Here is a 15,108-nt window from a genome sequence, read left to right as displayed (position 1 = left end):
TCGTCCATTCCGCGCATCGCTCTCGTCTGCCCAAGATCATGAACACGATATCTCTAACGCACCGCTCGCAACGCCCGTTTACACCGTATCCAATTTCAACAGCCTGCTAGCAACCCCATGGACAAATTTTCCGCGCTGCGCGCATTCGTCGAAGTGGCGGAAGCCGGCGGCTTCTCGAGCGCGGGGCGCCGGCTCGATCTCGCCGCTTCGTCCGTCGTGCGCGCAGTGGATGCGCTCGAGGCATCGCTCGGCACCGTGCTGCTGAACCGCACCACGAGGCAGGTCACGCTGTCGGACGCGGGCGCCGTCTACTATGCGCGAGCGAAACGCGTGCTCGGCGAACTCGCCGATGCCGACGCGCTGGTGGCCGACCGCGGCGACGCGCCGTCCGGGCCGCTGCGCGTGTCGGTCCCGGTCGCGTACGGGCTGCGACGCATCGCGCCGCACGTCGCCGCGTTCGTCGCGCGCCATCCGAAGCTCGACCTCGACCTGCAACTGACCGACGAACGCGTCGATCTCGTGTCCGCGCGGATCGACGTCGCGATCCGGCTCGGCGACGCGGCCCCGACCGCGGAAGTCGTCGCGCGGCCGCTCGGCACGTTCCGGCGCTACGTGGTCGCGAGCCGCGCGTACCTCGACGCGCACGGCACGCCCGCGACGCCGGGCGAACTGGTCGATCACGCGTGCCTGCGCTTTCATTTCGGCGTCGACCAGCAGACGTGGACGTTCGCCGGCGCGCAACGCACGACGCAGGTCGTCGTCACCGGCCGGCTGAAATCGAATCACAGCGAGGTGCTGCGCGAGGCCGCGCTCGACGGCGCCGGTATCGCGCTGCTGCCCGACTGGCTCGTCGACGCGGACCTCGAAGCGGGCCGCCTGCAGCGGCTGTTCGATCAGTACGACGTGACGCCGGGCTCGGCGCGCGCGGTGGTCACCGCGCTGTACCTGCCGAACCAGCGCGGCTCGAAGCGCGTGACCGCGTTCATCGATTTCGTCGAATCGCTCGCCCGCGCGCAGCGCTGACACGTGCGGCGCGGGGCGACGCGACGCGTCACCAGCCGAACTTCGCTTCCATCCCGAGATAGTCGGCATTGCGCGCACCGAGCGCGCGAATCGACGAGCCGAGCTGGAAGTGCACGGCCTCGAGCGCGAGCGCGACGTTCGCGTTCACGAGCCAGTCGACGCGCGCCTGCGCGTACATCCCCGTCCACGCACTGCCCTTGCCGGCCGTGCCCGGCACCGCCGACATCCCCTGCCCGTAGATCGCGTCGGCGGTCGTCTGCCGCCACTGGAAGCCGACGGCGGTGAGCACCGTCACCGATCTGGCCGGCTTGAACGTCAGCGACGGCTTCACGTGGATCAGGTTGCTGTATCCGGTGTAGCCGGCGAGCGTGAAGTAATAGCCGTTCGGAAACATCGGGTTGAACGTGCCGACGCGCCGGTCCCCCGGATGCGCGTCGCCCGACGCGCCGTCGACCTGGATGCCGACGCGCGGCGTGCCGGCCGTCTTCGCGAACGTGTAGCCGCCCAGCGCGCCGAACGCCCACGCGCCGACCGTGTCCTGCCCGACGTGGCCGGTCTGCAGCATCCCCTCGACGTCCCAGTCGAACCCGTCGGTCTTGCCCGCGTAGCGCATGTCGAACACGTCGCGCCGCTCGGTGCCGGATGCATCCGGATAGCGCGCGTTGTCGCGCGTATAGCGCGACCAGTACGCGGACAGATCGCCGGGCCCCGTCGCGGTGCGCTCGACGCGCACGCCGTCGAATCGCAGGTGCCGGTTCGACACGTCGTCGAACACGGCCGCATTGCGATACTGCACCGGGCGCGTCACATAGCCGATCAAGCGCCATTTGCCGATTTCGTAATCGGTCCACAGTCCGTCGTACGCCTGCCGCACGTTCGGGCCGTCGCGCACCGACACGAAGCGCTGCAAGTCGAACGCCATCTCCTGCCGGCCGATCCGCGTCTTGAACGTGCCGGGCCCCAGTTGATCGACGTACGCGACGAACGCCTGCTCGATATCGAGCTGATCCTTGTCGACCGGGCCGACCGTGTCCTTGCCGAACGGCCGCGCATCGACGAACTGCACGAACGCCTGGAAGTGCCCGCGATAGCGCAGGTCCGCATGCACGTTCGCGCGCTGGATCACGTAGTTGTCGTCGTGCGCGGCGCCGAGGCCGAACAGCGGCGCGTTGTTCAGTTCGAAGCGCTCGCGCAGGTTCGCGCCGAGCGACAGGTAGGTCGACGGATCGTCGCCAAGCCGAATGTATTTCAGCGCGTCGAACGGCTTGCGCGGCACGCACGGATTCGCGAGCACCGACCAGTCTTCCTGCCAGCGGTTGAACGACACCGTCGGGCGCTTCGCGGTGCACGCCGCGGCGGCGGCGGCCGGCGACGCGGCCGCGCCGGCTGCCGCCACATCGGCATCGGCATCGGCGCCGACGGCCGATCCCGCGTGCAACGCGGCGCCGCCCGCCAGCACGACGCACGGCAGCGCGCCGCGCCACGATCGCTTCATCGGCCGGCGCACCGTCATTTCGACCGCGCGTGGATTTCGGCGACGTAGCCGCCCGAGAACTGCACGAGCGCCGCATCGCGGCCGTCCGACTTGAACGGCGGCACGAGCACGGTCACGCCCGCGGCTTCGGCCTGCTTCAGCGTCGCGGCGAGATCGGCGACTTCATAGCCCGTCATTTCGCGCCCGAACGGGTAAGGCAGGTGGCCGTCGGTCGCGAGCACGGTCATCTTGCCGAAGCCCGACTCGATGCGAATGCGGCGGTACGTATCGTTCGGCCGGCCGATCTCGATGCCCGGCGCATGGCGCACGTCGGACACGATCTTGCCGTGCGAGAACGCGGCGAAGTTGCGTGCGAGCTTGCTCGCGCTTTCCGGCGATACGTACACGCGGTTCTCCGGCACCGTCTGCAGCGGGTCGTAGTTCGGCGCCTGCGTGTGCCAGTACAGCTGCATGTTCACGCCGCCCGGCCACCGGACGATCGCGTCGCGGCCGATCGGGTCGGGGAACGTCGTCACGACGATGTCCGCGCCATGCGCGCGCGCCGACTTCACCGCGACGTCCATGTCGGTGACGAGATAGCCGGTGCGTTCCTCGCAGAACGGATACGGGATCGGCGTCTTGAAACCGAATACCGAGATCGTGCCGACCGGCGTCAGCACGAGCTGCGACATCGTCTGGCTCGGCGTCGGCGTGACCTGGAATACGCCCTGCTTCGACTTCTTGCCGCCGAACGTCGCGACGAAGCTGTCGGTGAAGCGATCGAAGTCTTCCGGCGCGACGCACACGTGGGTCGTGTCGTACTGCGGGCCGACCGCGATCGCGGGGGAGCGCGCGGCGGCGGCCGGCGACGCGATGTCGTCGAGGTGGGTTTCGTCGGCGAATGCCGGCGCGCCGGCCAGCAGCGCGGCGAGCACGGCCGACGACGCGGCGGTCATGCGCAGCAGGTTGCGCAGGTTGAATGAACTCATTGGTTTTCTCCGTGATGTTGACGCGCGCGGCGTGGCGCCGCGCGCGGATTCCGATTCAGCGGGATGCAGGCCGCTCATCCGGGCGGCCCGGACGACAGGCGAGAAACGCGCGCACCGCGAGCGGCAGCGTGCGGACCCATGCCGGGGCGTTGAAAGCGGTATGCACGCGATATCAGATCGCCCAGCACGAGCACCCGAACGCGCCCCAGAAGCTCTTCGCATCCGACGTCGGCAACGTGCTCGCCCATGCGCTCGCGTGCGCATGCTGGTGAAGGTTGCATTCGTTCGCGCAGCCGCACATCGCTGCGGCCGCCGCCGCGCGTTGCAGCGGCGCACCGTTGCGCTGCGTCGCGCCCCAACCGCCATAGCCGCCGAATTCGCGCACCGGCGACCAGTCCGGCATCGCCGGCGGAATCGGCGCGTCGTGCGACGCAAACGGCCCCGCGCCCCACACGATCTTCCCGTCGACCACCGTCAGCAACGCGGTCGTGGCGGCGATATCGTCCTCCGCGCACCCGAAGAAATCGCGATCGGGGACCACCAGGTCGGCAAGCTGGCCCACCGCGATGCGTCCTTTCTTGCCTTCCTCGTTCGAGAACCACGTCACATACTCGGTCCACATCCGCAGCGCGGTTTCGCGATCGAGCAGATTACGCTGCGGATACATGCGCATGCCGCCGACCGTCTTGCCCGTCACGAGCCACGAAAGCGATACCCACGGGTTGTACGACGCAACGCGCGTCGCGTCGGTGCCGGCCGACACCTTGAGCCCCTTGGCGAGCATCTTCGCGACCGGCGGCGTCGCCTCCGCGGCTTGCGCGCCGTAGCGCTCGACGAAGTATTCGCCCTGGTACGCCATCCGGTGCTGCACCGCGATACCGCCGCCGAGCGCGGCGATCCGGTCCATCGATTGCTCGGTGATCGTTTCCGCGTGATCGAAGAACCAGTTCAGCCCGTCGAGCGGAATGTCCTCGTTGACCTTCTCGAACACGTCGAGCGCGCGGCTGATGGTTTCGTCATAGGTCGCGTGCATGCGCCACGGCCAGCGGTTTTCCGCGAGCACGCGCACGACGCCTTCGAGATCGTCCTCCATCTGCGCGGGCAGGTCCGGACGCGCGACGCGGAAGTCTTCGAAGTCGGCCGCCGAAAACGCCAGCATCTCGCCGGCGCCGTTGTTGCGGAAGTAGTCGGTGCCGTCGTGGTACTTGACGCTCTTCGTCCAGTTCACGAAGTCTTCCTTCTCCGCGTTCGGCTTCTGCGTGAACAGGTTGTACGCGATCCGGATCGTCATCTCGCCCGCGTCGTGCAGCTTGCGGATCACTTCGTAATCGTCGGGATAATTCTGCGACCCGCCGCCCGCGTCGATCACGCCCGTCACGCCGAGCCGGTTCAGCTCGCGCATGAAATGGCGCGTCGAGTTGTATTGATACTCGAACGGCAGCTTCGGCCCCTTCGCGAGCGTCGCGTAGAGGATCGTCGCGTTCGGGTTCGCGAGCAGCAGGCCGGTCGGGTTGCCCGCGGCATCGCGCAGGATCGTGCCACCCGGCGGCTCCGGCGTGTCCTTCGTATAGCCGACGACACGCAGCGCGGCCGCGTTCAGCAACGCGCGATCGTACAGGTGCAGGATGAACACCGGCGTGTCCGGCGCGACCGCATTGAGTTCTTCGATCGTCGGCAGCCGCTTCTCCACGAACTGATGTTCGGTGAAGCCGCCGACCACGCGCACCCACTGCGGCGCGGGCGTGATCGCGACCTGCTGCTTGAGCATCTCCATCGCGAGCGCGAGCGACGGCACGCCGTCCCAACGCAGTTCCATGTTGTAGTTCAGTCCGCCACGAATCACGTGGCAGTGGTTGTCGATCAGACCCGGCAGCACGCCGCGGCCGCCGAGATCGACCACCTTCGTCGCGCGGCCCGCGAGCGGCATCACGTCCGCTTCGCTGCCGACGGCGACGAAGCGGCCGTCCTTGATCGCGACGGCGGTCGCGACCGGGTTCGCGCGGTCGAGCGTCGTGAATCGTCCGTTGTGCAGGATCAGATCCGGTTGGGTCACGGTTGCGGTCATATGCATCACCTCTTGTTGATCAGAAGCCAAAGAGTTGTTTGACGGTGGGTAGGGCTTGCACGCCGATCAGCATGCCGAGCAACCCGACCAGCGCAATCAGCGGCGGTGCGGGAGAGCGAACCTTGATGGCGCTGTAAATCACACCGATCAGCAGGCCCGCACCAAGGGAAACCAGATAAGGTTCCATGCGATAAATCTCCCGGACAAATTCAAATGCAGGCGCAGTGTTTCGACCAGCATGCCGCGGGCGGCATTCGTGTTTCGGTCACGTCCGCCGCCCGCGGCAATGGAGCCCATGCGGCGCGTTCGCGTCGAACCCGCCGCACCGGCATCAGCCGTTACCGGCCGTCTTCACTTACTTCGCCGGAACCGGCGCAATCGACTCGTGCGGCGTCGCGGTGCGCTGCGGTGCCTTGTGGAGCATCGTGTACGCGTAGTCCACGCCCATCCCGTATGCGCCCGAATGCTCCTTCGCGATCGCCATCACCGCGTCGTACGTCTCGCGGCGCGCCCAGTCGCGCTGCCATTCGAGCAGCACCTGCTGCCACGTGACCGGCACCACGCCGGCCTGCACCATGCGCTGCATCGCGATATCGTGCGCAGCCTGCGTCGTGCCGCCCGATGCGTCGGCGACCATGTAGATCTCGTAGTCGCCTTCGAGCATCGCGCACAGCGCGAACGTCGTGTTGCAGACTTCGGTCCACAGGCCCGACACGACCACCTTCTTGCGGCCGTTCGCGGCGAGTGCGTCGCGCACCTTCTGGTCGTCCCACGAGTTCATCGACGTGCGTTCGAGCGTCTTCTGGTTCGGGAACACGTCGAGCAGTTCGGGATACGTGTGGCCCGAGAAGCTCTCGCTTTCGACCGTCGTGATCGTGGTCGGGATGTTGAAGACCTTCGCGGCCTTCGCAAGGCCGACGACGTTGTTCTTCAGCGTCTGGCGATCGATCGACTGCACGCCGAACGCCATTTGCGGCTGCTGGTCGATGAAGATCAGCTGGCTGTTGTGCGGGGTAAGTACTTCAAGCTTGGGGTTGCTCATGATGGTGATGTCCTTTGACGCAGAGAAAGATGAGACTCGCCTGGCCGACGAATCCGCGAAGCGTCCAATGCGCGGTGCCGGCAACCGGGCCTGCGTCATTCAATACGCGAATGTGCGACCGCACCAGTTAATTGTTCTGATTCTCGCCACGCGCTGAATTCAGACTGAAAAGATCTGAATTTCATTGAATGCGCTGACGACGAACGCGCAGACCTGATAGGCTGGCCCAAGACTTTCGGATCGACGCCAGCCCGGTATTCATCCGTATTTTTAAACGGCCGTCATTCCATTCCAGACCCATGAAACCGTACATTGCTTCACTGCTCGCCGGCATCCTCGCCGGCGTCGTTTACGCGCTGATCGGCGTGCAATCGCCGGCGCCGCCCGCCGTCGCCCTGGTGGGCCTGCTCGGCATTCTGGCCGGCGAACAGATCCTTCCCGTGGTGCGACGGATGTTCGACGGGATCCGACTGGGAACCGCGTGGCGCGACGCGAAGTGCAGCCAGCACATGTTCGGCGCGCTGCCCGGCGCACACGCCGACGCTGCCGTGAAGCGCAGCGAATCGACACCGACGTGACAGGCGGACGTCGAGCGAATGCGGCGGCGGACCGTTGTGAACAGTATTGGAATCAGCGTCGCCCGACGGCGCGACATCGCCTGATGCCCTTGCCGTAGCGAAACTCGCCATGAAGCTGTCTTTCGAAGCACTCGAGGCACTGGACGCGATCGACCGCACCGGTACGTTTGCCGACGCGGCAGAGCTGGTGCACCGCGTGCCGTCCGCACTGACATACGTCGTACAGAAGCTCGAGAGCGATCTCGGCGTCGCGTTGTTCGATCGCAGCGGGCGTCGTGCGAAGCTCACGCATGCGGGCCGCGTCGTCGTCGAGGAAGGTCGCCGTCTCCTTCATGCCGCCGAACAGCTCGAACGGAAGGCGCAGCGCGCGCAGCAAGGTTGGGAAACCGAAGTCCGTGTCTGCATCGCCGAGATACTGCCGTTCGACATGATGTGGCCATACGTTCACGCGTTCTACGATCTTGAAATGGACACGCGACTGCGCTTCTCCACCGAAGTGCTCGGCGGCACCTGGGATGCGCTGATTTCGCGGCGGGCCGATCTGATCGTCGGCGCGGCGGGCGAGCCTCCGGAACTGCCGGACATCGTCGCGCAGCCCATCGGCACGCTCCGGCACGTGTTCGCGGTCGCCCCTACCCATCCGCTCGCGGCGCTGCCCGAACCGCTGTCGATGACGTCGATCGTCGCGTATCGCGGCGCGGTGATCTCCGACACGTCCCGCGAACTTCAGCCGCAGCCGGTCGCGCTTGACGCCGGCCAACCGTATCTCGCGGTGCCGACGCTCGCCGCGAAACTGGCCGCGCAATGCGAAGGACTCGCGGTGGGTACCCTCCCGGACTGCATCGCGGCGCCCGCGATCGCGCAAGGCAGGCTCGTCGCGCGGGAAGTCACCGGCATGCGCGACACGACCCATTGCTATATCGCGTGGCGCGCCGACGAAGCCGGACGCGCGCTACGGTGGTGGGTCGAACAGCTCGGTCACCACGACCTCGTCGACCGGTTCACCGCGCGCGCGTGACGCTGCGCTTTCCGCGAACGGTCGAGCGGTCTCGCGCTTGCCGACCTGCATCAATCAAGCTGCATCAATCAAGCGGTTCTCGAAGTCGGCGTTGAATGAAATGAAGAAACGCAGGGCGGCTTCGCCGCCGCCCCGGTGGCGCACGCAGCCGACGCCGCGTGCGGAATCGGCGTTCAGCGCGACGCGGACGGCTCGCCGGCGCGGCCGGATCGCCAGGTGAGGAAGCCGAGCGCCGCAAGCGGCAGCGCCAGGGCCCAGAACCCGGCGTACAGGTACGCGGTCGCGCCGGCGCCCGCGCCGATCGCGAAACCAACAACCGGCGGCAGCGTGCGTCGCAGCCGCGCGCGTGCGGCTTCCCGTTCGGCCGGCGCGGCGATCGGCACGAGCCAGTCGAATGCATCGATGACCGCCTGCGTGACGTTGCCGGTCATCACGGTGTTCGCGACGACGGTGCGCGCGGTCAGCCGGCCGTGCGCGTTCTGCACGCCCATTGCCGCCGCACCGAGCAGCCCGCAGACGATCGTCGCGGGCGCATCGGCGCTGCCGATCGGCGACGCCGCGACACCCGCGAGCATGAAGCCGGCCAGCAGGATCGTCTGCAGTGCATACAGCGAGCACGCCCGCGGGCCATGCCCGCGCACGCGCATCCGGTGATCGAGCAGGCGGGCGGCCACGATGCCCGCGATGAACGCCGGAAACGCAAGCCACTTGATCATCAGCCCCTGGCCGACACCGGCGAGGCCCGAGCCGATCAGGATGAAGTTGCCGGTGACGTGCGCGGTAAAGAGCCCGAACAGCGCGACGAAGCCAAGCGTGTCGACATAGCCGGCGATCGAGGCGAGGAACACATCCTCGCCGCGCAGATGATCGGGGGCCGCCGCGCCCGCTGCCGTTACTTGCGCGGGCTGCATGTCGTGGCTTCCGCGGTTCTATCGAAGGTGTCCGCATCGCGGACCCGCGCAGCGAGCACGCGCACGAGGGGGTGCAGGAAGCCGACTGCGATGCCGGCTCCCGGCGAGGTCAGGTAAGCCATGGTCCGTTCCGGTTGCGCCGCGGGCCGGCCGAAGGGCTTCGGCCTCGTGCAGCGGTTCGGGAGCAAGCGTAGGGAATGCGGGCCTGAAAGTCATGGCGGCGACCTGAAATTATCTGAAACCGCCGAACCGCGCGCGGCACGACGCCCGCCTTCGCGGCCTGCCGCGCGGCCCCTCGCCGGGGCGCGCCTTGCTATTTTTCGATCGATAAGTGCAGAATGGCCCATTCAGGAGCCGACGCATGACCGAGACCAAGCGCAATGCAGCGCCCCGTGCGCGCGGGACGACCGCCGACGACACCGCCGGCACATCGGGCCGCCGCCTCACGCCGGAAGCACGCGAACGACAGATCGTCGAAAAGGCGGTCGAACACTTCGCGACCCACGGTTTCTCCGGCAGCACGCGCGAGCTCGCGCGGCAGATCGGCGTGACCCAGCCGCTGCTCTACCGGTATTTCCCGAGCAAGGAAGCGCTGATCGATCGCGTATACGACGAGGTCTACACGTGGGACCCCGAGTGGGAAAAGCTGATCGCCGACCGCTCGGTTCCGCTCCAGCAGCGGCTCGTCGCGTTCTACCGGTCGTACGCGCAGACGATCCTGCGGCGCGAATGGATCCGCACGTTCATCTTCGCGGGGCTCAGCCGCGAGGGCTTCAATACGCGCTATCTGTCGCGGTTGCGCGAACGCGTGTTCCTGCCGGTGCTGCGCGAGCTGCGGCATGCGTACGACATCGCGACACCGGCGTCGGAAGCGCAGCGCAACGCGGAAATCGAACTGGTGTGGAGCCTGCACGCGAGCATCTTCTATCTCGGCGTGCGCAAGTGGGTATACGGATTGCCCGTGCCCGACGATCTCGACGCGGAAATCGAACGGCAGATCGATGCGTTCCTCAACGGCACGCCGGCCGCGCTGCAGCGTGTGGCGTCCGACGCATCCGGCAAGCGCCCCCGCCGCAAGTGATGCCGGCGTGGCGTGGCGCTCAGGCCGGTTCAGAACGATTCAGCCGCGACGCACGTCACTTGCCCTATCCTCGGACAGCATCGGACGCGTGCCGTATCGCGCACCGCCCGCACAACCGGGATTCCCCATGACGACCGACACGCTTGCACCGACCCACCACACCGTTACGGCGAACGGCATCCGCCAGCACGTCATCGATGCCGGCGCGGGGCCCGTCGTCGTGCTGCTGCACGGCTTCCCCGAAACCAGCTTCGCGTGGCGCTTCCAGATTCCGGCGCTGGCACGGCACTATCGCGTGATCGTGCCCGACCTGCGCGGCTACGGCGAAACCGACAAGCCCGCGGCCGGCTACGACAAGCGCAACATGGCGCGCGACGTCGCCGCGCTGCTCGATGCGCTCGGCATCGGGCGCATCGCGCTCGTCGGGCACGACCGCGGCGCACGCGTCGCGACGCGTTTCGCGAAGGACTTCCCCGAACGTGTCGACCGGCTCGTCGTGATGGACAACGTGCCGACGCGCATCGTCGCGCAGAACATGACCGCGGAAACGGCCCGCGCGTACTGGTTTTTCCTGTTCCACCAGGTGCCCGACCTGCCGGAGGCGCTGATCGCCGGCAAGGAAGCCGAATGGCTCAGCTATTTTTTCGCCGACTGGTGCTACAACCCGCACGCGATCTCGGGCGATGCGTTCGACACCTACGTGCGCGCGTATCGGCGTCCGGGCGCCGTGCGCGGCGCGCTGGCCGACTATCGCGCGAACGCGGAAGACGTACAGCAGGACCTCGTCGATGCGGACGTCAGGATCGCGTGCCCGACCATGGCGATCTGGGGCGAGGATTTCTACGCGGTCGGCAAAATGTTCGACATGAAGGCCGTGTGGGAAAGCATGGCAACCCACCTGCGCGCCGAGCCGATCGCACAGTGCGGACATCTGCCGCACGAGGAGCAGCCCGAGCGCGTGAACGCGCTGCTGCTCGATTTCCTGCGCGGCTGGGGCGGCTGATGCGCCGTTCGCCGCACGCGGCATCATCGAGGGACCATCGGATGGAACACGGATCGGGCCGCAAGGCCGTCATCGCCGGCGGATCGGTCGGCGGGCTGTTTGCGGCGACCGCGCTGCGCGCGGCCGGCTGGGACGTCCGCGTCTTCGAGCAATCGCCGCACGCACTCGACAGCCGCGGCGGCGGCATCGTGCTGCAGCCGCCGATCGAGCGCGCATTCGCGTTCGGCGGCGTGGCGCTGCCGCGCGACGCGGGCGTCGATTCGGTCGACCGGATCTACGTCGACGCGCAGGACCGGATCGTGCAGCGCTTCGCGATGCCGCAGACGCAGACGGGGTGGAACGTGATCTACACGGCGCTGAAGCATGCGCTGCCGGCCAAAATCATCCACGCGGGCGACGCATTCGAGCGGTTCGAGCAGGACGGCGAGCGGATCGTCGCGCATTTCGCGAGCGGCCGCGCCGAGACGGCCGACCTGCTGATCGGTGCGGACGGCGGCCGCTCGACGGTGCGTGCGCAGTTGCTGCCGGACGTGCAGCCGGCGTACGCGGGCTATGTCGCGTGGCGCGGGCTCGTCGACGAACGCGCGCTGCCCGAGCAGGTGCTGATCATGCTGCGCGAACGCTTCACGTTCCAGCAAGGCGACCGGCACCTGTTCCTCACCTATCTGGTGCCCGGCGCCGACGGCGCGACCGAACCGGGCGGGCGGCGCGTGAACTGGGTGTGGTACCGGCGGCTCGCGTCCGACCGGCTGCCGTCGCTGTTCCTCGCGCGCGACGGCACGCAGCGCGACGGGTCGCTGCCGCCCGGCGCGATGCGCGACGACAACCGCGCGGAACTCGTCGACGCCGCCGACCGGATGCTCGCGCCGACACTCGCCGCGCTCGTCGATGCGACCGCCGCGCCGTTCGCGCAGGCGATCGTCGATCTCGCGGCCGCACGCATGGCGTTCGGCCGCGCGGTGCTGCTCGGCGACGCCGCGTGCATCGTGCGCCCGCACACCGCGGGGGGCGTCGCGAAAGCGGCGGACAACGCGGTCGATCTCGCCGAAGCGTTGCGCGACGTCGCACGCGGCGTCGCGTTCGACGCCGCGCTGGCGGGCTGGGACGCCCGTCAGCGGGCGGCCAGCGCGCTGTTGTCCGCGCGCGGGATCGCGCTCGGCGCGCGGCTGATGGGCGCGGCGTGACGGCTCGCCGGTCGGAGGTCGAGCGCCGCGCGGTGCGGATCGAAGTCGGGGTTCAACGCGCGCAGCACGCTGGCGCGCCCGCCGTCGTCATCGGGCAGTTGCGGCTGCCCGCGCGCGAAAGCCGGGGCCGCGGCCGCCGCAAGCCACGCGGCGATCGCCAGCCCCGTCACGCGTATCGATATGGCGGCCCGCTTCATTGCGCGCTCGCGGTCGACACGGCGGCCGACGTCATGGCCATTGCCGTGTGGCTGTCGCCATGCGCGATCGCATACAGCTCGCGATTGCGCGCGATCGTCTGCGTGCTCGGCGGATAGTCCCAGTTCGACGTCGGCACCGTACCGTCGCGCTCGGCCCGAACCAGGTCGGCGCGCACGTCGGCGCGCGTGACCGTATGGTCGGCGGTTTGCGCAAAAGCGGCGACCGGTGCGCTCAGCGCACAGGAAATCAGGACTGCACGAATCAGCTTGTTCATGACCTTCACCTCTCAAAGATAGCGTGTTCGCGTCCGCAGATCAGGCCGGACATCCGCTCCGCATCGATGCGATGAGGAGTGGTGTCCATTCTGCGATTCGCGCGCTGTCCGGAAGGTGAGGCTTCGATTACGGTCTTGTCATCTGGTCGCGGCCCGGCCGCACGGCCGTGTCGGTCAACGCGCCGCGGTTTCCGGATTCCGCACGCTGCTCAGAAACCGCGTCAACTCCACCGTCTGCGGCCGCTCGAAGATTTCCTCGGCCGTCCCGCTCTCCCACACGCGTCCCTGGTGCATGAACACGATCCGGTCGCTCACCGCCCGCGCGAAGTTCATCTCGTGCGTGACCATGATCAGCGTCATGTCCTCGCGCGCGAGTTGCTCGACGACGCCCAGCACCTCGCCGACGAGCTCGGGATCGAGCGCGGACGTGATCTCGTCGCACAGCAAGACACTCGGCTTCATCGCGAGCGCACGCGCGATCGCGACGCGCTGCTGCTGGCCGCCCGACAGCTGTTCCGGAAACGCGTCGAACTTGTCGCCGAGGCCGACGCGTTCAAGCATCAGTTCCGCGATCGCGCGCGCCTGCTGGCGGTGCGACTTCTTCACCACCGACTGCGCGAGCATCACGTTCTGTCCGGCGCTCAGATGCGGAAACAGGTTGTATTGCTGGAACACCATGCCGACCTTCAGTCGCAGCGCACGTAAATCCGCATGCCGTGCATCGACGCGTTCGCCGTCGACCGAGATCGTGCCCGCGTCGATGCTCTCGAGCCCGTTGAGCGTGCGCAGCAGCGTGCTCTTGCCCGAGCCGCTGCGGCCGATGATCGACACGACCTGCCCGCGCTCGACGGACAGATCGATGCCCTTGAGCACATGATGGGTGCCGAAGTTCTTTTCGAGACCCCGGGTTTCAACGAGCGGCATGCCATCTCCTTTGCAACGTGCGCGCATAACGGGTAAGCGGATAGCAGAGCGCGAAATAGATCAGCGCGACGAGGCCATACACGACGAACGGCCGGAACGTCGCGTTCGAGATCGCGATGCCGACCTTCGTCAGCTCGGTGAAGCCGATGATCGACACGAGCGCCGTATCCTTCACCGCCTGCACGCCGAAGCCGACCGTCGGCGCGATCGCGATGCGCGCGGCCTGCGGCAGGATCACGTGACGCAACTGCTCGACATAACTCATCGCCAGGCTGGCCGACGCCTCCCACTGCCCTTTCGGCACCGCCTCGACGCAGCCGCGCCAGATCTCGGCGAGATACGCGCTGGTGAAGAACGTGAGCCCCGCGGTGGCCGCGACCCACGGCGAAACGTCGAGCCCGACGAGCGGCAAGCCGAAGAACACGATGAACAGTTGCATCAGCAACGGCGTGCCCTGGAACACTTCGATATAGAGCTTCGCGACGCCGCGCAGCACCGTCGAATTCGACACGCGCATCACGAGCAGCCCGAGGCCGACGAGGCCGCCGGACACGAACGACACGATCGACAGCACGATCGTCCAGCGCGCCGCCAGCAGCAGGTTCGCGAGCATCTGCCCGAACGTGAAATCGGTCATCGCGCACCTCGCACGCGGCGGGAGAACAGGCGGCGGCCCATCGCGCCGAGCGTCGCGCGCATCAGCAGCGCCATCGCCAGATACGCGAGCGTGATCACGAAGTACGTCTCGAATGCGCGGAAGTTGCGCGACTGGATGTAGCTGGCCGCATAGGTCAGATCGGCCACCGAGATCTGCGACACGACCGCCGAGCCGAGCATCGTGATCACGATCTGGCTCGACAGCGCGGGAAACACCTTGGCGAGCGCCTGCGGCAGCACGACGTGGCGCAGCATCTGTGCGCGCGACATCGCGAGCGCGGACGCCGCCTCCAGATGCCCTTTCGGCACGGCGGCCACACCCGCGCGCACGATCTCGACCGAGTACGCGCCGAGATTGAGCGTCATCGCGAGGATCGCGGCCGTGTATTCGTCGATGTGCACGCCGAGCGCCGGCAAGCCGAAGAAGATGAAGAACAGCTGGACGACGAACGGCGTATTGCGAATCGCCTCGACGTACGCGCCGATCAGCGGGCGAAGTTTCACGGCCGCGCGCGCGTCGGCGCTGTACGCGGCCGCGCCGAGCACGCCGACGGCCACGCCGAGCACGGTCGCGACCGCGGTCAGCGCGAGCGTGATCGCCGCGCCGCTCGCGAACACGCCGGCGTATTCGGCAAGCTCGCCGAATTGAAGCTGGTAGCTCATGGGAACGGGATAGATTCGGGTTCG

At 67.7% G+C, this 15,108-nt stretch carries 19 protein-coding genes; 7 read left to right on the top strand and 12 right to left on the bottom strand.

The features are described 5' to 3' along the window. The first annotated feature begins 117 nt into the window (after positions 1-117). Positions 118-1,023: a LysR family transcriptional regulator gene (locus tag HWX55_RS31305; RefSeq protein ID WP_175978518.1), complete on the top strand. Its 906-nt coding sequence runs from the start codon at positions 118-120 to the stop codon at positions 1,021-1,023. Between the two features lie 28 nt (positions 1,024-1,051). On the opposite strand, the gene HWX55_RS31300 is transcribed toward HWX55_RS31305, so the two are convergent. From HWX55_RS31300 to HWX55_RS31280, 5 genes are all read right to left on the bottom strand, one after another. After that, positions 1,052-2,518, bottom strand: coding sequence for an alginate export family protein (locus HWX55_RS31300; protein ID WP_175978517.1), 1,467 nt, complete (start codon positions 2,516-2,518; stop codon positions 1,052-1,054). Positions 2,519-2,532: 14 nt separating this feature from the next. After that, complete coding sequence (locus HWX55_RS31295) at positions 2,533-3,486, bottom strand: glyoxalase (RefSeq protein WP_175978516.1); 954 nt, start codon at positions 3,484-3,486, stop codon at positions 2,533-2,535. A 172-nt stretch (positions 3,487-3,658) separates the two neighbouring features. Beyond that, positions 3,659-5,551, bottom strand: coding sequence for an amidohydrolase (locus tag HWX55_RS31290; protein WP_175978515.1), 1,893 nt, complete (start codon positions 5,549-5,551; stop codon positions 3,659-3,661). 19 nt (positions 5,552-5,570) lie between these two features. Further along, complete coding sequence (locus HWX55_RS31285) at positions 5,571-5,738, bottom strand: DUF1427 family protein (protein WP_014725963.1); 168 nt, start codon at positions 5,736-5,738, stop codon at positions 5,571-5,573. A gap of 168 nt (positions 5,739-5,906) precedes the next feature. Then, positions 5,907-6,593, bottom strand: a complete 687-nt coding sequence (locus HWX55_RS31280) for a hydrolase (protein WP_034175518.1) — start codon at positions 6,591-6,593, stop codon at positions 5,907-5,909. On the opposite strand from HWX55_RS31280, the gene HWX55_RS31275 reads away from it, so the two are divergent. The 3 genes from HWX55_RS31275 to HWX55_RS31265 all read left to right on the top strand — a co-directional run bounded on the left by HWX55_RS31275 (position 6,592) and on the right by HWX55_RS31265 (position 8,189). Next, the gene (locus tag HWX55_RS31275) at positions 6,592-6,750 is read left to right on the top strand and encodes a hypothetical protein (RefSeq protein ID WP_175978514.1); all 159 of its coding nucleotides are present in this window, start codon (positions 6,592-6,594) and stop codon (positions 6,748-6,750) included. The two genes, HWX55_RS31280 and HWX55_RS31275, sit on opposite strands and share 2 nt — an antisense overlap. A 142-nt stretch (positions 6,751-6,892) precedes the next feature. Continuing rightward, on the top strand, positions 6,893-7,171 hold the full coding sequence (locus HWX55_RS31270) for a XapX domain-containing protein (protein ID WP_175978513.1): 279 nt from the start codon (positions 6,893-6,895) through the stop codon (positions 7,169-7,171). Between the two features lie 109 nt (positions 7,172-7,280). Further along, positions 7,281-8,189, top strand: a complete 909-nt coding sequence (locus tag HWX55_RS31265) for a LysR family transcriptional regulator (RefSeq protein ID WP_175978512.1) — start codon at positions 7,281-7,283, stop codon at positions 8,187-8,189. A gap of 173 nt (positions 8,190-8,362) precedes the next feature. Here the strand turns inward: HWX55_RS31265 and HWX55_RS31260 are convergent, their stop codons facing one another. Beyond that, positions 8,363-9,100 (bottom strand): YoaK family protein, encoded by a 738-nt coding sequence (locus HWX55_RS31260; protein WP_050017619.1) that lies wholly within the window; start codon positions 9,098-9,100, stop codon positions 8,363-8,365. Next, a complete protein-coding gene (locus HWX55_RS31255; protein WP_175978511.1) occupies positions 9,082-9,222 on the bottom strand; it encodes a hypothetical protein in 141 nt (46 codons plus the stop codon). Before HWX55_RS31255 ends, HWX55_RS31260 begins: the two co-directional genes overlap by 19 nt. A 239-nt stretch (positions 9,223-9,461) precedes the next feature. On the opposite strand from HWX55_RS31255, the gene HWX55_RS31250 reads away from it, so the two are divergent. From HWX55_RS31250 to HWX55_RS31240, 3 genes are all read left to right on the top strand, one after another. Next, complete coding sequence (locus HWX55_RS31250) at positions 9,462-10,181, top strand: TetR/AcrR family transcriptional regulator (RefSeq protein ID WP_124557429.1); 720 nt, start codon at positions 9,462-9,464, stop codon at positions 10,179-10,181. A 127-nt stretch (positions 10,182-10,308) separates the two neighbouring features. Further along, on the top strand, positions 10,309-11,184 hold the full coding sequence (locus HWX55_RS31245; protein ID WP_175978510.1) for an alpha/beta hydrolase: 876 nt from the start codon (positions 10,309-10,311) through the stop codon (positions 11,182-11,184). 41 nt (positions 11,185-11,225) lie between these two features. After that, the gene (locus HWX55_RS31240; RefSeq protein ID WP_175978509.1) at positions 11,226-12,368 is read left to right on the top strand and encodes an FAD binding domain-containing protein; all 1,143 of its coding nucleotides are present in this window, start codon (positions 11,226-11,228) and stop codon (positions 12,366-12,368) included. Here HWX55_RS31240 and HWX55_RS31235 read toward each other — a convergent pair. The 5 genes from HWX55_RS31235 to HWX55_RS31215 all read right to left on the bottom strand — a co-directional run bounded on the left by HWX55_RS31235 (position 12,296) and on the right by HWX55_RS31215 (position 15,084). Continuing rightward, positions 12,296-12,565, bottom strand: coding sequence for a hypothetical protein (locus HWX55_RS31235; protein ID WP_175978508.1), 270 nt, complete (start codon positions 12,563-12,565; stop codon positions 12,296-12,298). The two genes, HWX55_RS31240 and HWX55_RS31235, sit on opposite strands and share 73 nt — an antisense overlap. Further along, positions 12,562-12,840, bottom strand: a complete 279-nt coding sequence (locus HWX55_RS31230) for a DUF4148 domain-containing protein (RefSeq protein WP_124557425.1) — start codon at positions 12,838-12,840, stop codon at positions 12,562-12,564. Before HWX55_RS31230 ends, HWX55_RS31235 begins: the two co-directional genes overlap by 4 nt. Before the next feature lie 174 nt (positions 12,841-13,014). Further along, positions 13,015-13,764: an amino acid ABC transporter ATP-binding protein gene (locus tag HWX55_RS31225; protein ID WP_050017625.1), complete on the bottom strand. Its 750-nt coding sequence runs from the start codon at positions 13,762-13,764 to the stop codon at positions 13,015-13,017. Next, complete coding sequence (locus tag HWX55_RS31220; RefSeq protein ID WP_050017626.1) at positions 13,751-14,401, bottom strand: amino acid ABC transporter permease; 651 nt, start codon at positions 14,399-14,401, stop codon at positions 13,751-13,753. The genes HWX55_RS31225 and HWX55_RS31220 overlap by 14 nt, the downstream gene beginning before the upstream one ends. Then, positions 14,398-15,084, bottom strand: coding sequence for an amino acid ABC transporter permease (locus tag HWX55_RS31215; protein ID WP_175978507.1), 687 nt, complete (start codon positions 15,082-15,084; stop codon positions 14,398-14,400). Before HWX55_RS31215 ends, HWX55_RS31220 begins: the two co-directional genes overlap by 4 nt. Positions 15,085-15,108: the final 24 nt, after the last annotated feature.

Source organism: Burkholderia sp. BCC1047 (genome assembly GCF_902833155.1).
GTDB lineage: Bacteria > Pseudomonadota > Gammaproteobacteria > Burkholderiales > Burkholderiaceae > Burkholderia > Burkholderia sola.
Note: the sequence above shows the minus strand (reverse complement) of the source record. Positions and strands in the feature narration are given on the sequence as shown.